Source organism: Zhongshania sp. (assembly GCF_041584495.1).
GTDB lineage: Bacteria > Pseudomonadota > Gammaproteobacteria > Pseudomonadales > Spongiibacteraceae > Spongiibacter.
In genome coordinates this window covers 1-17647 of record NZ_JBFHDY010000015.1, presented here as the reverse complement: position 1 = coordinate 17647, position 17647 = coordinate 1, and the positions used below count along the sequence as shown (strand labels likewise).

Annotated in this window: 22 protein-coding genes and 1 pseudogene; 18 read left to right on the top strand and 5 right to left on the bottom strand. The window is 50.2% G+C overall.

From position 1 onward, the window contains the following. Positions 1–85 precede the first annotated feature (85 nt). Entirely contained in the window at positions 86–304 is a 219-nt protein-coding gene (locus tag ABYP33_RS04690) for a DUF2061 domain-containing protein (protein WP_184461770.1), read from the top strand. Positions 305–309: 5 nt separating this feature from the next. Here ABYP33_RS04690 and ABYP33_RS04685 read toward each other — a convergent pair whose 3' ends face one another. Further along, positions 310–498, bottom strand: a complete 189-nt coding sequence (locus ABYP33_RS04685; protein ID WP_373088908.1) for a hypothetical protein — start codon at positions 496–498, stop codon at positions 310–312. Positions 499–651: 153 nt separating this feature from the next. On the opposite strand from ABYP33_RS04685, the gene ABYP33_RS04680 reads away from it, so the two are divergent. From ABYP33_RS04680 to ABYP33_RS04645, 8 genes are all read left to right on the top strand, one after another. Then, complete coding sequence (locus ABYP33_RS04680; RefSeq protein ID WP_373088906.1) at positions 652–1056, top strand: winged helix-turn-helix transcriptional regulator; 405 nt, start codon at positions 652–654, stop codon at positions 1054–1056. Between the two features lie 17 nt (positions 1057–1073). After that, a complete protein-coding gene (locus ABYP33_RS04675; protein WP_373088904.1) occupies positions 1074–1292 on the top strand; it encodes a hypothetical protein in 219 nt (72 codons plus the stop codon). A 128-nt stretch (positions 1293–1420) separates the two neighbouring features. After that, positions 1421–2311 (top strand): DUF1295 domain-containing protein, encoded by an 891-nt coding sequence (locus ABYP33_RS04670; protein ID WP_373088902.1) that lies wholly within the window; start codon positions 1421–1423, stop codon positions 2309–2311. Between the two features lie 189 nt (positions 2312–2500). Beyond that, on the top strand, positions 2501–2809 hold the full coding sequence (locus tag ABYP33_RS04665; protein WP_373088900.1) for a hypothetical protein: 309 nt from the start codon (positions 2501–2503) through the stop codon (positions 2807–2809). A 12-nt stretch (positions 2810–2821) separates the two neighbouring features. Beyond that, positions 2822–3037 (top strand): hypothetical protein, encoded by a 216-nt coding sequence (locus ABYP33_RS04660; RefSeq protein WP_373088898.1) that lies wholly within the window; start codon positions 2822–2824, stop codon positions 3035–3037. Between the two features lie 54 nt (positions 3038–3091). After that, positions 3092–3340: a hypothetical protein gene (locus tag ABYP33_RS04655; protein ID WP_373088896.1), complete on the top strand. Its 249-nt coding sequence runs from the start codon at positions 3092–3094 to the stop codon at positions 3338–3340. A 453-nt stretch (positions 3341–3793) separates the two neighbouring features. Then, complete coding sequence (locus ABYP33_RS04650) at positions 3794–4039, top strand: type II toxin-antitoxin system CcdA family antitoxin (RefSeq protein WP_373088894.1); 246 nt, start codon at positions 3794–3796, stop codon at positions 4037–4039. Next, positions 4040–4354 (top strand): CcdB family protein, encoded by a 315-nt coding sequence (locus ABYP33_RS04645; protein ID WP_373088892.1) that lies wholly within the window; start codon positions 4040–4042, stop codon positions 4352–4354. It begins immediately after the preceding gene. Positions 4355–4874: 520 nt separating this feature from the next. Here ABYP33_RS04645 and ABYP33_RS04640 read toward each other — a convergent pair. From ABYP33_RS04640 to ABYP33_RS04630, 3 genes are all read right to left on the bottom strand, one after another. After that, a complete protein-coding gene (locus tag ABYP33_RS04640; RefSeq protein ID WP_008246995.1) occupies positions 4875–5054 on the bottom strand; it encodes a hypothetical protein in 180 nt (59 codons plus the stop codon). Positions 5055–5126: 72 nt separating this feature from the next. Beyond that, positions 5127–6314: a lipid-transfer protein gene (locus ABYP33_RS04635; RefSeq protein ID WP_373088890.1), complete on the bottom strand. Its 1188-nt coding sequence runs from the start codon at positions 6312–6314 to the stop codon at positions 5127–5129. A 23-nt stretch (positions 6315–6337) separates the two neighbouring features. Next, complete coding sequence (locus ABYP33_RS04630) at positions 6338–6772, bottom strand: Zn-ribbon domain-containing OB-fold protein (RefSeq protein WP_373088888.1); 435 nt, start codon at positions 6770–6772, stop codon at positions 6338–6340. Positions 6773–7077: 305 nt separating this feature from the next. Here ABYP33_RS04630 and ABYP33_RS04625 point away from each other — a divergent pair, with 305 nt between their 5' ends. The 3 genes from ABYP33_RS04625 (at position 7078) to ABYP33_RS04615 (ending at position 10020) form a co-directional block, all read left to right on the top strand. Continuing rightward, positions 7078–8265, top strand: coding sequence for an acyl-CoA dehydrogenase family protein (locus ABYP33_RS04625; RefSeq protein ID WP_373088886.1), 1188 nt, complete (start codon positions 7078–7080; stop codon positions 8263–8265). Positions 8266–8285: 20 nt separating this feature from the next. Next, on the top strand, positions 8286–9422 hold the full coding sequence (locus tag ABYP33_RS04620; protein WP_373088884.1) for an acyl-CoA dehydrogenase family protein: 1137 nt from the start codon (positions 8286–8288) through the stop codon (positions 9420–9422). A 181-nt stretch (positions 9423–9603) separates the two neighbouring features. After that, positions 9604–10020, top strand: a complete 417-nt coding sequence (locus tag ABYP33_RS04615; RefSeq protein WP_373088882.1) for a hypothetical protein — start codon at positions 9604–9606, stop codon at positions 10018–10020. On the opposite strand, the gene ABYP33_RS04610 is transcribed toward ABYP33_RS04615, so the two are convergent. Further along, a complete protein-coding gene (locus ABYP33_RS04610; RefSeq protein ID WP_373088880.1) occupies positions 10017–11045 on the bottom strand; it encodes an AraC family transcriptional regulator in 1029 nt (342 codons plus the stop codon). The two genes, ABYP33_RS04615 and ABYP33_RS04610, sit on opposite strands and share 4 nt — an antisense overlap. A gap of 278 nt (positions 11046–11323) precedes the next feature. Between ABYP33_RS04610 and ABYP33_RS04605 the strand changes: the two genes are divergently transcribed. From ABYP33_RS04605 to ABYP33_RS04580, 6 genes and pseudogenes are all read left to right on the top strand, one after another. After that, on the top strand, positions 11324–12490 hold the full coding sequence (locus ABYP33_RS04605; protein WP_373088878.1) for an acyl-CoA dehydrogenase family protein: 1167 nt from the start codon (positions 11324–11326) through the stop codon (positions 12488–12490). A gap of 37 nt (positions 12491–12527) precedes the next feature. Next, positions 12528–13706: an acyl-CoA dehydrogenase family protein gene (locus ABYP33_RS04600; protein ID WP_373088876.1), complete on the top strand. Its 1179-nt coding sequence runs from the start codon at positions 12528–12530 to the stop codon at positions 13704–13706. A gap of 20 nt (positions 13707–13726) precedes the next feature. Then, positions 13727–14854: an acyl-CoA dehydrogenase family protein gene (locus ABYP33_RS04595; RefSeq protein WP_373088874.1), complete on the top strand. Its 1128-nt coding sequence runs from the start codon at positions 13727–13729 to the stop codon at positions 14852–14854. A gap of 47 nt (positions 14855–14901) precedes the next feature. After that, on the top strand, positions 14902–16452 hold the full coding sequence (locus ABYP33_RS04590) for a long-chain-fatty-acid--CoA ligase (RefSeq protein ID WP_373088872.1): 1551 nt from the start codon (positions 14902–14904) through the stop codon (positions 16450–16452). Between the two features lie 309 nt (positions 16453–16761). Beyond that, positions 16762–17319, top strand: a complete 558-nt coding sequence (gene bla, locus ABYP33_RS04585; protein WP_373088870.1) for a metallo-beta-lactamase — start codon at positions 16762–16764, stop codon at positions 17317–17319. A gap of 133 nt (positions 17320–17452) precedes the next feature. Next, a pseudogene (locus tag ABYP33_RS04580) lies at positions 17453–17647 on the top strand (winged helix-turn-helix domain-containing protein); the annotation flags it as partial.

The following is a 17647-nucleotide window of genomic DNA, read 5'->3' as shown; positions in this document are numbered from 1 at the left end:
TTGGCTGGGGCTATGATGGTGCTATTAGTAATGAAATGCGTAGTTCAGAAACGGTATTGGTGATTTGGTAGCTCGGGAGGCTGCAGTGAGAAAGACATTAAGTTTTGCCGCTATACACTTTGGTGTGGCCTTTTCTGTGGCATACGCGTTTACCGGTAGCGTCTTGGTCGGCGGCGCGATGGCGCTTGTCGAACCCGCGATAAACACCGTGGTATTTTACTTTCACGACAAGGCCTGGGGGAAATGGGACCAGCCGCCACGGCGATTACTGGATGATGCGGGAAGCATGGTCGCCAATGCCTAGCAAGCTTAGGCCTTTGTCTTACCAACAATAAAGCTCGCACAGGTGGTCGCGTTCGCGCTACCCCTCCCTAAATTAAATGTCATCACAGTGCGAGTATGGTTGATTTGGTAATTTCCGGCGGCGCGAGCTATTTGCTTGTAGCTGTCGAGCAGCATTCTCACGCCAGTAGCGTCTACCGGATAGCCTAATCCCATTAGGCCGCCACTCATATGCATGGGGGGTTTCCCAGTCGTGCTAATGTCACCTTTTCAATGGCTTTCCATGCGTCGCTGGGGGCGTAGAGACCACTGTGATCCGCAATCATGTACTCGGTAATGCTGAAACAGCCGTGAACTTCTAAACTGTCAATGGCGCTTAGATCATTATATATGGGACGCCGCCAGTTTGAAGCGTTTCGGCGCTATACCGGCGCCAGCAAAGCGACTCTAAGGCGACGCTTATCGGCCTTGGTTGAACAGGGGGTTATGGTAAAGCGCAGTATCTCGCCATTATCGACGCGGCAAGAGTATTGCTTAAGCGCAAAGGGCGCGGGTTTATTTCCGGTTTCATTGGTGGCGGGGCGCTGGGAGCATGAATGGCTGGGCGACGTGTCAAATAGCTCGCCCAAAAACCTTATTCCTCGCTGCTGCCAATTATCAATTGTGTCACAAGCGGTGTGTGGTGATGGTGAACTGCCTTTTCGCTTGACGAGATTCGGCTTTCGGCCGTGGCGGTATAGAGTATTAAGCACATTGAAGAAATTAAATTCTTAAGCGGCCAGCGCCGCGCGATGAGTATAAGCTTATCGTCAGGGGCGTCGCCTTTTCCTATCGTCATCGCCATGCGCCAATGGGCGGTAGCGTGGGAGGCCGACGCAAATACGGCGGCTGGTCTTTTGCGCAGTGGCTGCCATACGCTGCTCAGTATCAAGATTAAGTGTGGCGGTTGTGGTGAGATCGTGGGCCGTCAGGATATTGAATATGGCCCACAGAATGATAATGACACATAAAAAGCAGTCCAGTTGAGTATAAACAGCTATACGCAAAGCAATTTGCTTAGGCTTGAATATCACGAAAATAAAAATGAACTATGCCGTATAAATATACGTACAGGCAGCCTAAGCGAGAGAGGAAGTAAATGAAAAAAGTCATGATTTGCTCAGTGCTAATTGTGCTCTGTATAGCAATTGCCACCGGCTTAGCTTATGCGGGGGGGCAGGGCGGTTTAAATTATGGGCCTTATCCGGCACTGCTGGTGTGCGCCGTTATTGCCTTTAGTGTTCAGTGGTTAGCGTTCATACCTGCCTACGTTTTTCAAACTGAGCATTATTATGACCTCATTGGCAGTAGTACCTATGTGATTATTGTCTTGTTGGCGCTGTATCTTAGCTCGGGTGTAGGGCGGGGGCTTGATGATCGTGCCCTGTTGCTTGCTGCGCTAGTGGTGATTTGGGCCGCCCGTCTCGGGCCATTTTTGTTCAGACGAGTAAAACAAGCTGGTAAAGACGGTCGTTTCGACTTGATTAAAGTGTCGATTCCTCGGTTTTTACTAACCTGGACACTACAGGGCCTTTGGGTGTTTGTGACGCTGGTGGCGGCGCTTACGGCCATGACAAGTCAACATCGGGAACCATTGGGAATAGTCGCTGTTTTCGGCGCACTTGTTTGGTTGCTCGGCTTTGCGCTTGAGGTTGTTGCCGATGCTCAAAAGTCGGCCTTCAACAAACAGCCAGAAAATACCGGTAAATTTATTAATATTGGTTTGTGGCGCTGGTCCCGGCACCCCAATTATTTTGGTGAAATTGTATTGTGGTGCGGAATTGCCCTCATTGCCGTGCCGGTATTGCAGGGCTGGCAGGGGCTGAGTTTGATTTCTCCCTTGTTTGTGATTTTCTTGCTTACTCGCGTGAGTGGCGTGCCTTTGCTGGAAAAACGTTCTGATGAAAAATGGGGGGGGAATGCAGATTATGAACATTATAAAACTGAGACCTCTGTTTTGATTCCGCTATCCCCAAAGCGTGGTGTTTAAGCCGCTCGGCATGTCGCGCTAGTCCATACTAAAATAAGTACAATGAGGTTTTTATGATAAAGCGATTAGGTATTTTTGCACTGATATTGGCGGCGCGAGATGTATTTGCGCGGGGAACCCATCTCTAGAAGAGGTTATTATTATCGCAAAAGGCGCAAAGAAAGTCGGTAAGATGTGCCGATTTTGCTAATGGCAATTAGCGCCCAGGCGATGCAGGACGCCAATATTAACGATATGGCTGATATTGCCAATTTCACGCCCAATTTGAGTGTGTTTAGTCATCCATGGCTAACCAGCTTGCGTATTTTCGGCTTAGGATCACCTTGTGATAAGGGCGTTGAGCAATCTGCGGGCCTGTTTTTAGGTGGCGTGTATTTTGGCCGTTTGGCCTTTTTAGAGGCTGCCTTGGTAGAGGTGCTGCGTGGTCTGCAGGGAACACTGCTTAGCAAAATCACTATCTACGGCGCCATTAGCATTCGTTCGGTGCAACCCTCTTAAGAACCGGAGTTATTGGCCGACGGGGTGAGCGGTAATGAAGACCTGGCTAAATATACCGTCACCGGCAATGTACCCGTGAGTGACACCGTGGCATTGCGCGCGTCTGCGCTGGTAAATAAGCGCGACGGCACGGTATATAACACCACGCTAGATCGCGACGAGGGTGGTGTTGACTCGCGGGTAGGGGGGCAATCTCTACGGGCGCTGAACTTGATGCCGCATTTGTAACCCCCACGGACGTATCTGGCAATTTTCGGTGGCGTATTTGGACACCACCCGACTATGCCGAACGGCCCCTGTCCCGCGGGTGACGACACGCGCTGTGATTTGACCGGTAAACCGCTGGCTTTCGCACCGCTGTGGAAGGCCACCTTCAGTATGAATTACGTCCACGACTTGTGGTCTGCACCGGTGAATCTTTTGTTTGGTTCTGACGTGTTATACAAAGACGATAAACTGCTGCAATCGGATCAAGACCCTATTGATGTGCGCAACCCTGAACTTACGTTTACGATTAGAGGACGACAATGAGGGCTAGTTATTGCAGGCCTTTATCGGCAATGCCACAGACGAGTTTGCCTTAGGCGGTGGCGGCGATATCCTCTCGGCAATTGGATGTTGCATTCAGCGTTAAGTTTTAAGGGCGTTGTCGTCGCCAGTAATCTACGTGGCATTCAAAAACATCCATAAATCATAGCGGTAGCGTTTTAGAGTTATAGGTAAGGAGATGACTGGATTTATGGGGCTGGCATTCATTAAACTCCGGTTTTGACGCATGCGTACTTTACATCGGATGGCTACTCTTTTTTCATTTGTGCGTATCAGACCGTGTGTGCTGAGTATGGGTGGATGACGGGAAATTAAATATGACTCTGAGCCGGATTCTGTCTGAGTTTTTCCGCGTGAGGCAGTCTTGCCTTGCTAAATGCCCATTGCTATTATGCGCATTGTTAGTGCGCACAAGTTGTGCGGAGGAGTCCTGGAATGCGCGAGATATTTGACAAAAAACCCCCAAAAAAAGCGATAAATCTCAGTGTAAACAGTAGCTTACTTGCCGAAGCCAAAAGCTTAAAGCTAAATCTTTCTGCCACCTTTGAACGCGCTCTCGAGCTAGAAGTAAGACAGACCAAGCGGCAACAGTGGCTTGAGGAAAATAAAGCGGCGATCGAAAACTGTAATCGTTTAGCTGAGTCTGGTGGTCTATTTGCTGATAAACACCGGAATTTCTGAATGAAGCAATTTGACCTATATGAAAATACCGATCCAGATAGCCGGGGTACATATCCTTTTTTTGTTGATGTGCAAACTGGTTTACTTGAGCAGCTGAATAGCCGCGTAGTTATACCAATAGCGCCCGCAACGAATGCAAAATTGTTTCCCGCGAATCTGTGTCCAATCTTCGAAATAGACAATAAGCAATATGCGCTGCTCACCCACCAAATCACTACAGTCTCGGCATCTTTTTTAGCCCGAAGGCAAGGCTCTTTGTTACTAAATAGAGAGCAAATAATTGCCGCGCTCGATTTTTTACTAATGGGAATTTAACGTACAGGTCACCCGGAAATTACTTTCGTGTTAACGCAAATCGGTAAGTGGCAGGTAACTAATTTTTACTCTGACCCGATCTACGCAGAATTATTCTTGCCTACAATTAGGCTGTAGTTCGAAACCGCTAACGTGGCATCCAATATCGATCTGAAAATGCGAATAATTGCGTTCCTTAGCTACATGAGTTCTCAGATATTCGATTAGCGTATATAACGCTTAGCGTTTGCTGCACGTATTTGTATGATTGAAAAACCATGATTTTCCCTGTTTTTCATTTAGCGATAAAGTGGGGCTCAAAGGCTAGCTGCAGGTTTTCGGTATGACAGCCCGGTGCAGCACTGGTGCCGTTTAACGAGCATGTTAACAAGCGTGGGCGCCATACCGATTCTTTGTTTAACTCGAACAGGCGAAAAACTCAGTGACTGCTAGTGTGCTGTTTGCTATAAACTTTTCACGTTAACCTAGGTAGATTATTTACACTTATAACGTGCCAATTAAGCTGAGTGGTGAAGCTCGCCTAGGATGTAAATGATTTAAATAGCGCCAGTGCCAGCGAAATACCGACTAAGGGTAAAATCCAGCGACTGAGCTTTGCCTGTTGTTCCGGATTGGCCTTGGGGGCAAAGCGTTCAATAAGGGGAATGATAACGATCAGGGCAAAAGCCAGGATCGCGAGTATGCTGAGCAAGGTAGTCATAGGGCTCCGTCGTTGGTTTTGAGCCGCGGGCTATCAGTTGATAGCGGGCGTCGCTGAGGCGCCCGTCGGGCTTTATTTTTTCATTATGACGGAGGAACCGTGGCCAAACAAACCTTGGTTGGCGGTAATGCCGACTTTGGCATTGGCGACTTGTCGCTTACCAGCCTGACCGCGTAGCTGCCAAGTTAACTCACACACTTGCGCAAGGGCTTGCGCTGGTACCGCCTCGCCGAAGCAGGCTAGACCGCCAGAGGCGTTTACCGGCAGGCGACCACCAATTTTGGTAACGCCTTCGCGTACCATTTGGGCGGCTTCGCCTCGAGGGCAAAGCAGCAGGTCTTCATACCAATCTAGTTCCAGCGCCGAGGACAGGTCGTAGACTTCGGCCAAACTGATGTCTTCTGGGCCGATACCTGCCTGTTCGTAGGCCTGTTTGGGTAAGGCTGCACGGAAACTGTGTGCTTCTACACCGGTGGCGGCCGCAGAGTCGGTGGCAATATCTGGCATCTCTACCACTGCGCTGGCGAAGGTCGGGGTAACGGTAGATACCGCAACCACTTTCACCGCGTTAGCTTTGCCCATGCGTTTTGCGTAATCCATGCTGGTTACAATCATGGCCGCGCCGCCGTCAGAGGTTGCGCAGATCTGCAATAGCCGCAGTGGGTCGGCGACCATGGCAGAATTGAGTATTTCTTCCATGGTAAATTTTTTCTTGTAGCGGGCATTGGGGTTGGTAAAGCCATGCTCGCTGTTTTTGATTTTGACCAGACCAAAATCTTCTTCGGTGTCACCGTATAAATCCATGCGACGACGGGCGTACAGGGCAAAATAGGTTGGATTAGTAATGCCTAAGTAAAAGCGCAGCCAATCTGGGTCCTCTGGGCGGTAGCCTTTGGCGGGGGCCAAAAAGCCTTTAGGGGTGGTGTCGGCGCCAACCACTAGGGCAACTTCACATTCACCGGCCAGTATCTTGGCGCGGGCGGCGGCGAGGGCTTGGGAGCCTGAGGCGCAGGCCGCGTAAGAGGTGTTTACTTGGGCGCCCTGCCAGCCTAGGGCCTGGGCAATGGTGGCGCCGGCAACATAGCCGGGGTAGCCGCAGCGCATAGTGGCGGCGCCGGATACAAAGCCCACGTCCTGCCACGGGATTCCGGCATCTTTAAGGGCGGCGCGAGCGGCGTATACACCGTATTCGCTAAAATTCTTGCCCCATTTACCCCAGGGGTGCATGCCAACGCCCAATACTGCAATATCTTGACTCATTTTGTGCTGCTCCTTGGGCGCGCTTAGCGCACTGGCTGCCATTTCCAGGTGACTTTAATGGCGTCGTCGCCTTCGTGTAGGGTTTCGAGTACCAGCTCTGCAGATTGGCCCACTTTCAATTGATCCACATCAACGCCTTTTATTACTTGGCCGAGAATAATCATTTTTTCTTTTTCGAGCTCTACGGCGGCAATGGCGTAGGGAACATAGGGGTCGTCGGCCACAAATGGCTCGGGCGGCTTGTAGCAGGCATTGGTGTAAGACCAAATTTTGCCGGTGCGGCTCAATTCAACCTCGCTAAACGCTGCGCTGTCGCAGGCTGGATTCTTGCAAAAATTCAGGGTCTTAGGGAAGTAGTAAGTGCCGCAATGGTCGCAGCAGGCGCCAATTAAATGCGGGGTATCCGTGTTAAGGGTAAACCAGCCGTCAATAGCGGCCTGCACCGGTTTGTTACTCATGCTTTGTCTCCACTCGGTGGACAATTAGTGACACGGTTAGGGGATCTCTGAGTTGTTCAGAAGGGGCCTTAATAGATTCCCGTGTAAAGCGATCTCAATTTAACGCTGGAATCATCGCAAGTTCACGCTGCCGGGGCTATCGTCTAAATGGCTGAGAGTAGGGCGTTGCAATGTGGCGCAGGACTAAAAGCTTATGACTGCAATTGTCACTGCGGTGAGTGGTTTTGCAATTGTCGGGGCCTAGCTAAAGCTTATGATTGAAGAATAACAATGAAAGCCACGAGCGGCGAATTAAGGGGCCAGTAATGAAAGTTGAATTTACCGCAGCGCAGGACGCCCTGCGCAAAGAGTTGCGCAGTTATTTTGCGCAATTAATGACCCCAGAGTTAAGTGTTGAGTGCGACGAGGCAATGGGCGAGGGTGGTGGCCCGCTGTGGCGAGCAGCCTTGCGCCAAATGGGTAAAGACGGCTGGATTGGCGTGGGTTGGCCCAAAGAGTTGGGCGGCCGGGGAATGAGTCCTATTGAGCAGTTTATCTTTGTTGAAGAGGTAATGCGCGCGGGCTACCCCTTTCCGTTTTTAACCACGGAGTCGGTGGGGCCGCAACTGGCTGAGTTTGGCAACGAAAGCCAAAAGCGCGACATCGTTCCCAAGATCCTGGTTGGTGAGTGTCTTATCGCCATTGGCTACTCCGAGCCTGGCGCCGGTACTGACTTGGCCAGTTTGAAAACAAGCGCGGTGAAAGACGGCGATGAATGGGTGATTAACGGCCAAAAAATGTGGACCAGTCTGGCCCATTTTTGCGACTACGTGTGGTTGGCCTGCCGCACTGACCCCGATACGGACAAGCCCCATAAGGGCATTTCTATGTTTATGGTGCCTACCAGTGATCCCGGTTGGAGTTGCAGCCCAGTGGTGACCTTGGGTGGGGTGCGCACCAACGCGACCTTTTACGACAATATTAGAGTACCGGCCGATGCCATGGTAGGTGAGCTCAACGGCGGCTGGAAATTAATCACGAGTCAGCTTAATCGCGAGCGTCTCAGTCTTGTGAATTTTGGTCCCACCGCGGAAATGTTTAATAACGTGGTACGCTGGGCCCAGCAAATGGAAATGCCCGCGGGCGGCAAACTGATTGACGAGCCCTGGGTGCAGATCAACTTAGCCAAGGTGCGTGCCGGGGTCGAAGCCTTAAAGCTGGTGTGCTACAAGCAGGCCTGGGCAATGAGCGAAGGTAAGTTGGAAATGGCCGATGCCTCTGCGGCCAAGGTCTATGGCTCAGAATTCTTTATCGAAGTTTATCGCCTATTGGGCGAAATTATAGGTCAAGCAAGTTTGATTAACCGCAAGACCGAGGGCGCCAATGCAATGGCCTCGCGAATTGAGCGTTTATATCGCACGGCCTCAATCATCACCTTCGGCGGTGGCACCAACGAAATTCAGCGCGACATTATTTCTGCCGCCGGCTTATGGATGCCCCGCGCGACGCGCTAGCCCAATAACAGGAGTTAATCATGGATTTTGGATTTTCTGAACAGCAGCGCGACGTACAAAACCTGGCGCGCCAGATTCTGGGTGACAATGTAAGCCCAGAAAGTTTGGCGCAATACGACGGCTATAAAGCTGATCGTTTTGACAAGGCCCTCTGGAACAAACTGGCTGAGGCTGGCTTACTTGGTTTAGCCGTTGCCGAAGAGTACGGCGGTATGGGCTTTGGCTTTTTTGAGTTGGCTCTGCTTATTGAAGAAGCGGGCCGCAGTATTGCGCCAGTGCCGTTGAGCGCGCATTTGGTGTCGGCGGCATTGCCTATTCAGCAATTTGGCAACACAGCGCAGAAACAGCGCTATTTGCCCGGCGTGGTCAGCGGCCAAATAATGTTGAGCGCCGCACTTACGGAACCCTATAACGAAGACCCCACCCAGCCAATTTTAACGACCGCCACGGACGATGGCACTGGCCTTCGGATTAGCGGTAATAAAACGGCAGTGCCGTTTGCCCATCTTGCCGACCGAATTGTGCTGTCGGCCAAAATGGGTGGCGGTGTTGTTGTGGTGTTACTCGATCCAAAAGCAGCGGGGCTGAGCATGACGCCAATGCAGGTGACCACCTATGAGCCTCAGTTTGCTCTGAGTTTGGATAATGTCAGCATTGCTGCAGAAGATATTTTGGCCAGCGCAGACAGTGGCCGTGAAGTGATGCAGTGGCTAACCGAGCGGACTTCGGTGGCACTGTGTGCCCACCAATTGGGTGCCAGCGACAACGCCATGCGTATGACCGCCTCGTATACCGCTGAGCGCAAACAGTTCGGCGTGTTAATTTCCACCTTTCAAGCCGTTGGCCACCGCGCTGCCAATTGCTTTATTGATGTGGAGTGCTTGCGTTTGAATACCTATCAAGCAGTCAGCCGTTTGGATGGGGGGCTGGATGCCAGTAATGAAGTGCATATCGCCAAGATTTGGGCGGGTGATGTTGGTCATCGGGTCAGTTATGCCGCGCAGCATCTGCATGGTGGTACCGGCATTGATCGTGACTACCCGCTGTGGCGTTATTGCACGTGGCTGCGTTACAACGAAATGAGTTTAGGCAGTTCGGCTAAGAATTTGGCCAGCCTCGGCAAACGTATTGCCGCTGGCGAGGCTTTTTGCCGCTAGCGCTTGTCCTATTCTGTTAGAACCCTAAAAAAACCGCCACTTATGTGGTGGCTTTTGCATTCTGGCGTATTTAAGTACCCAGCCGGGCTACGCGGCGCAATCTATAGTCTAGAATCGTAGATGTTATTCATTAATCACAGTGGTAGCATCGACGTATACCTAAAATAACGAGGCAATAATAATGACGTGCACTACCGTGCGTGAAAAAGCTGGTCTGTTTGCTGTATTAATCGGATTTATAACAAGTTCGTTTGCTATTGAAAGCGGTGATATTGAAAGCCGTGTCGGCTTTATCGACGAAAGTACTGGGGCCAAAGTGGAAGCCATTGAACGCGGTGAGCAATCTGGCGAGTATCGGGTTTTAATTTCCATTCCTGGCAAGGGGGAATCGGCGGACATGGAGATCGAAGAAGTGCTGGTTAGTGCGCCGAGCATTGCACCTGACCTAGACGATAAACCGGCGCCGACCCGCTACGAATTTATTAATGATTACAGTGCCGACCGCTATGGTTTGTATATTTATATCGGTAAGAGCAAGGACTGGCCGTTTCGGATTTACTTCAAAGATCATGACAGTGAGTTAATGGATCGGCGTTAATTCTTGCCATTAATATTTGGCATTTCGCTAGAGTGATGTTCGCGGTACTGCTTGGGCGTCACACCGGTCCATTTTTTAAATGAGCGGATAAACGCACTCGGTTCGGAGAAGCCCAGCAGATAGGAAATGGTTTTTACGTCTTTGCTGTCGTGTAATAGATAGCCAATAGCCGTGTCCCGAATCAGTTCATTTTTAATTAGCCGGAAATCGCATCCTTCTTGTCGGAGTCTGCGGCGCAGGGTTTGCGGGGCGATACCTAGGGCGTTGGCTAAGTCCTCGTAATTGGGTAGCGTCGGCAGCGATTTTTTGATGAGCAGGCGTACTTGCTCGGTGTAGCTACTGGCGCGAGTGCTGCTGTGCAAAAATTCATAAGGCACTTTTGTTATGTAGTCTTCTAATTCTTGGCTTGAGCGTAGTACGGGTAATTTAAGTAGCTTCTCGTCAAAAATGATTTCGCAGTAGGGCTGGTTAAAGCACGTATCGCTAAAGAATAGATAGTGATATTCGCCACTGTGGGCGGGTGTTGGATAGTTCAAATTAACTCTGCTTAGCGGTATCGGGCTGCTTGTCAGCCAGCATAAAAACCGGTGATTCACCATTAATAGTTGTTCGTATACCCAGTTGCTCAGTACCACGCCGTAATCGGCTTCTACGCGATAATGGACGCTTTCATCGCGCCGAAGCAGGGTAAGCCTGAACCCGAAATCAAATAAATTATAAAAATGGACGTTGCGCTCCAGAGCTTGTTGTAAATCCTTAGCGGTTTGCAGATACCGTGCCAGCACGTTGAAGGTGCCCCGCTTTTGCGGGCGTCGGTAGTGACCCATACCTTCATCGCCAGTGGCTTCGGTTATCCATTTGTTGAGCTGGGATAATTGTGTTGGGCTTACTCGCGCTTGCGCGCTGTTTATCGATTTTGGGTCGACACCGGCGCGCAGCAAAAGCTGTTCGCAATAGTGGGTCGGCAGGCCACAGCCAGACACCATATTGCGAATAAACGCGATGGAGATAGTTCTGTTTTCCATGTTATTCCCAACTGTGAGAGGGATATTGCCGGGCTTTAGCCGACGAATTGCAGTCGCCAGCGCTTTTGCTGAGCTTGTGTTAAGTTTGTAACATAATGTCTATTGGATGTCATGGCTTGTCATTGCCTCGCTGTGCGATAAGGGTGACTCTTTACACTCAACATTAACGACATGTCGTCGCCACGCATTTGTACTGCGCACGGCAATGGCACGCTGCGGCGTATTGGTGCGCTGCTAGCTAAAAAATAACAGGCTAAATTTAAAAGAGGTTAAGTATTATGTTGCCGCGTAATTTTACCGAAGAGCAAATCATGTTTCGCACAGCTTACCGCAAGTTTCTTGAACAGGAGATTGCGCCACATATCGAGCAGTGGCGAGAGCAGGGCATTGTTGACCGCGAGGCTTTTGTTCGCGCTGGCGAACAAGGTTTTTTAATGATTTGGCCCGACGAAGAATACGGTGGTATGGGCGACCGCGACTTTCGTTTTGAACAAATTATTATTGAAGAAACCAGCCGTATTTACGCTGGAGATTGGGCTAATACATTGCACAGCCGCTTAGTCGGCCCTTATATTGACCGTTTTGGAAATGCCGAGCAGAAAGCGCGTTTTTTGCCTAAGTGTGTGAGTGGCGAAACCATATTGGCCATCGCCATGACGGAGCCTGATGCTGGTTCTGACTTGGCCGGAATGCGCGCACACGCTGAAGATATGGGGGATCACTGGTTACTCAACGGCACCAAGACTTATATTACCAACGGCATCAATTCTGACGTCGTTATCGTTGCGGCTAAAACTGACCCTGAGAACAACCCTCACGCCGTTGGGCTGTTTTTGATAGAGCGCGGCATGGAAGGTTTTGAGCGCGGCCGTAATTTGAAAAAAATGGGCATGAAGGCCCAAGACACCGCAGAGCTATTTTTCACAGATGTGCGCGTGCCTAAAGAAAACGTGCTGGGTGACCCAAACCACGGTTTTATTTATCTGATGCAGGGTTTAGCTGAAGAGCGATTAATTGGTGCCTGCGGCTTTTTGTCTGGCGCCCACAAAGCCTTCGAAGTGACCAGAGAGTTTACCCAGCAGCGCAAAGTGTTCGGTAAACCCTTGTCTAAAATGCAGAATACCGAATTTAAAATGGCCGACTTGCGCACTGAGTTAGATGTGGCACAAGCCTATGTTGATCAGTGTGTGGCTGCTCATAATGCTGGGTTGCTGACCTCAGAAGACGCCGCAAAAGCCAAACTGTTTACCAGTGAGCTATTATGCAAAATGGTGGACGAAGGCGTGCAACTGCATGGTGGCGCCGGTTATATGGACGAGTACCCGATAAGCCGTATGTACACTGATGCGCGTATTACTCGGATCTTTGCCGGTAGCTCAGAAATCATGAAATTGATCATTGGCCGCGATTTATATTCAGATAAATTCATCTCCTTTTTTGAATAAGGCCCGCTAACTCACCGTTAACAGTAAAGGACTTGCTATGCACGCTAAATTCAGTGCCGACGAACTGGCATTTCAGAGCGAAGTGCGCAGTTTTATGCGCGACAATTACAGCGTCGACCTCGCGGCGCGTATTCATCATCCCGACACCTTTCGCGACGCCATTGTTGAGTGGCAAAAATGCCTCGACAACAAAGGGTGGGCGGCGCACGGCTGGCCTGTTGAGCATGGTGGCCAGCCTTGGACTGCCACCGAGAAATATATCTATAGTACTGAACTGGCTGCGGCGGGCGCGCCGGACGTAGTGCCGATGGGTATCAAAATGGTTGCGCCGGTGTTGTATAGCTACGGCTCAGACGAACAAAAAGCGCGCTTTTTACCGGCCACTAAGGCCTCGGATATTTGGTGGTGCCAAGGTTATTCTGAACCGGGTGCGGGCTCGGATTTGGCGGCCTTGCAGACCAAGGCCGTGCGCGATGGTGATGACTATTTGGTGACTGGCACCAAAATTTGGACAACCTACGCTCAATATGCCGATTGGATATTTTGCCTTGTGCGCACCAGTAATGAGGGAAAGCCTCAGCAAGGTATTAGTTTCTTGCTAATTGATATGAAAAGTGCGGGAGTGACGGTGTCGCCGATTATTTCCATTGACGACGAGCACCACCTTAACGAAGTGAGCTTTGACAATGTGCGGGTGCCAATGGCAAATCGGATTGGCGAAGAAAATCAAGGCTGGACGTATGCGAAAGCGCTGCTTACCTACGAGCGCACCGCATTGTCTGGCGTACCTTATTGTAAGCGCACCTTGGCCAATATTCGCGAAATGGCGGCGCAGAATCAGAATCAATCGCCACCGCTATTGAGTTCTCCCGATTTTCAGGCGCGTTTGGCGGACGTTGAAATGAACGTAATGGCGTTGGAGTTTCTTGAGTTGCGAGTGCTGAGCGCGATTGATAGCGGCGGGGCACCGGGTATGGAGTCGTCGCTGCTGAAGCTGAAGGGTACCGAAATGCAACAGGCGGTGCAGAGTCTGCAATGGGACGTAGTAGCGAGTTTTGGCGGTGTGCTACCCGCTGAACATGGCGCGCAAGCCCTGTGGCAAAGCACTGCGAATATGGCGCGACGCAGTTATATGTTTGGTCGAGCCAGTACCATTTACGGCGGTAGTAATGAAGTACAGCGCAATATTATTGCGAAATTCGCATTGGGCTTATAACACTACGCAGGAGAGGCAGAATGGATTTTTCATTAACTGAAGAGCAGCTTATGCTCAAAGACAGCGTGGCGAAATACTTGCTTGCTAATTACAGCCCTGAACAGCGCAGCGCGAATATAATGCTAAGCGGTGGCGTGAGTCATTGGACTCACTTTGCTGAACTGGGTTGGCTCACCGTACCATTTACCGAAGAGGTGGGTGGCTTTGGTGGCAGTATTGTTGATACCTGTGTGCTTATGGAAGAGTTTGGCAAGGTCTTGGTCGTAGAACCCTATTGGCCGAGTATTGTGTTGGCGGGACAGCTAATCGCGCGCAGTAGTAATACGGCTTTATGCGAGCGTATTTTGCCCCAGTTAATGGCCGGTGAATTACAGGCGAGTTTTGCTTGGTTAGAAGCTCAAGGCACGTTTTGTATGAGTCACGTGAGCGCTACCGCTAAGCGAGATGGCGACGACTATATTCTGAATGGTCAGAAGCAGCTGGTATTAAACGCCACTGCAGATCTTATTCTGTTACCTGTGCGTACTCGCGGCGAAGTAAATAGTGAGCAGGGTATTAGTCTGTTTAACATTGAGGCCCACGATCCTGCCATAGAGCGTGAAGAGGTGGTGTTGATGGACGGTCAGCGCGCAGTGAATATTCGTTTTACTAATTTGCGTGTGCCCGCAGAAAATATGCTGACTGCTGAGGGCGACGCGTATCCGCTGATTGCCGACGTCGTTGGGGAAGCGCTTATTGCGCTCTGTGCCGAGGCGGTGGGGGCTATGGAGTACTTGTATAAAGCCACTGCAGAATACGCCAATACCCGCAAGCAATTTGGCACCGCTATTGGTAAATTTCAGGCCTTGCAACATCGTATGGTGGACATGTTCATGTTCACTGAATTGTGTCGGTCTTTACTCATTAGGGCGCAGTGCTCGGTACTTGACGGCAGCAGTGAGCGTCAGAAGGACATTGCCGCGCTTAAAGCGATGGTTGGAAAATATGGTCGCCAAGTTGCTGAAGAGGCGGTGCAATTGCATGGCGGTATGGGCGTGAGTAATGAAATGCCTATAGGTCATTATTTAAAACGTTTAATGATGATCGACAGCTATTTCGGTAATGCCATGCATCAACGTCGTGAATATTGTGAATTGAGTTACGCTTGATCATTGTGAATACGCGATGACAAGAATAAAAATAAATTGGAGAAACCATGAAAATTTTTAACAATATCAATGACCATACGGCTTACCACGCCCAGCGTCGCAGTGACGTAATGATGGCCAGCGATAATATTAAATCGTTTAACTATGCTCAGGCCTGGGCGCACATCAATGCCATTGCTGCTCACCTTCAGCTTGAGGGGATTCGCAAGGGTGACCGTGTTGCGATACTGGCTAAAAACTCCGTTGATAACCTTTGTATCTTTCTGGGATGTGCGCGTATTGGCGCGGTGGCGGTAGGGCTTAATTATCGGCTCACGGCCGCTGAACTCGATTTTATTGCCGGTGACGCCGATGTTAAATTTCTGTTTATGGATCAGGAATTTAATAGCCTGCGTGGTGATTATCTCAATAGCGTGGCGTGTGTGTGCATCGACAGTGATGAGAGCGCAAGGAGTTTGCCTGCATGGTTGGCAAGCCCAGCCAGCTTGGTTGACGTCGATATTAAGGGCGATGACATCTTGTTTCAAATGTACACCAGTGGCACTACCGGTTTGCCCAAGGGGGTGCTCATTAGCCACGCCAATGTCATGGCTAACTCCTACCAAGTGCTAATGAGTACTGGAGGGGGCTTTCGAGAAGGTGAACGTGGTCTGGTCATTGCGCCCACCTTCCATGCTGTGGGTTTAGTGGGTGCATTGCTGGGGGTGATCTACGGGGGATCTATGATTATTCACCGGGATTACGATCCGGTGGGCATGATCGAAACACTAGCCAAAGAACATATCAACACAGTTGCGGTTATTCCGGTGATGTTGCAGTTCTCGCTCGCGATGGTGCCGAATATTAAAGATTACGATTTCTCGGAATTACACACAATTAATTATGGTGCCTCGCCAATTTCTGAAACCTTGTTAAAAGAGTGTATAGACGTTTTTTCCTGCGACTTTGTGCAGGGCTACGGCCAAACTGAGGCGACGGTGGCGTTGACCTTCTTAACTGCGGCGGATCACCGTAAAGCCTTGGCTGGCCGACCTGAATTGTTACGCTCCTGTGGTCGAGCAGTGTTTGGTACTGAGATTAAAATTGTCGGTAAAGATGGTAGTGCACTCCCACTGGGTGAAATTGGTGAAATTGTGGCCAATGGGCCACAGATCATGCAGGGTTACTGGAATAACCCTGAGGCCACGGGTAAAACGGTAGTCGATGGCTGGTTGCACACTGGCGACGCTGGCCGGGTAGATGAAGAGGGCTATGTTTATATTCAAGATCGTGTGAAAGACATGATTATTTCAGGCGGCGAAAATATCTACCCTGCAGAAATAGAGAATATACTCGTTTCTCATCCACACATTCAGGATGCCTCCGTTATTGGCGTACCTGATGCGAAGTGGGGAGAGGCTCCCCTCGCAGTGCTGGTTTCTGGCGGGCAGCCAGAATTAACCGCGGAGGAACTCAGTGAATTTTGTCGAGGCAAGTTAGCATCGTATAAAATTCCGCGCAAGCTGGAGTACATCGCTGCCTTGCCGCGTAATCCCACGGGCAAGGTGCTGAAGAAAGACATTCGGTCGATGATGGCAGAGAAGTATCCAACAGTGTAATGAGCGTCGATTGATGTGGCCGTAAATAGTTTTTAAGGTGATTTTCAGCAGCCAGTAGAATTGGGACATGTATACGCGGATGTCGCCCCGCTTGACCTTTGGTTTTAGTGTATTGGTGTTCTTTGGCAAGGCTTAAATCTTGCTTTTAGGCGCCGCTGGTACAGCTCAATGTCTATTAATAAGGATGTGCCATGAGACCTATATTCGTCGCCATGTTACTGGCACTTGCCCTGATGAGTCACGCCCCTGTTTGGGCGAGTGAAGAGCTGCCGCCTTTAAAAAATTCAACAGCTCACTGACAGTGTTTATTTGCATATCTCTCATAAAGTCGTCGATGGCTTTGGCCTGGTTGATTCAAATGGCCTCGTTGTCCTCATGGGCAGCGAGGCCTATATTGTCGACACACCGTGGTCGACGCAAGATACTGAAACCTTGTTGCAGTGGATTAACACCCAAGGATTTACACTTAAAGGCATGGTTTCAACGCATTTCCGTGAAGACCGCACGGCAGGTATTGAATACCTTAATGTGAAGGCCATACCCACCTACGCTTCAGCTCGAACTAATAAAATATTGCAGCGCCAAGGTAGGCCCCTTGCGGAAAATACCTTAAATACAGATAAATTTTCGCTGGTGAAGGCGCACATAGCGGCTTTTTATCCTGGCGCAGGGCATGCCCAAGACAATGTCGTTGTCTGGCTGCCAGAGCAAAAGCTTCTTTTTGGGGGTTGTTTAATTCGCGCCAACGCGGCGACAAGCCTTGGTAATACCAGCGATGCCGTGCTTCTTAGTGCATGGTCAGCTGCGGTTGAACCTCTGCAATTCCGTTACGCCGATGCCAAACTTGTTGTCCCCCGGCCAGGGTGATGTGGGGCGATGTATCTTTGCCCGAGTACACTGGAGTGTTGGCGACAGTTGGACGGGTCGTTAAAAAATAATGGTGTAGTATCTGTTTTTAAATACTGCCTCGACCTACTTTTACCATGACACCGAAACTACCATGACAGTAATTGACACTCGGCAGCCACAAATGCTGACACGTTTGCGGCGGATAGCGCTATCTGCACAGGGGCTCTTGCAAGCACAACCGTATGGGCGCGGAATAGAGGGTGCGCGTAAGGCTATTCAGCACTTGGCGTATGTGCAAATCGATACTATTTCGGTGGTCGAGCGGGCGCATCATCATGTTTTGTAT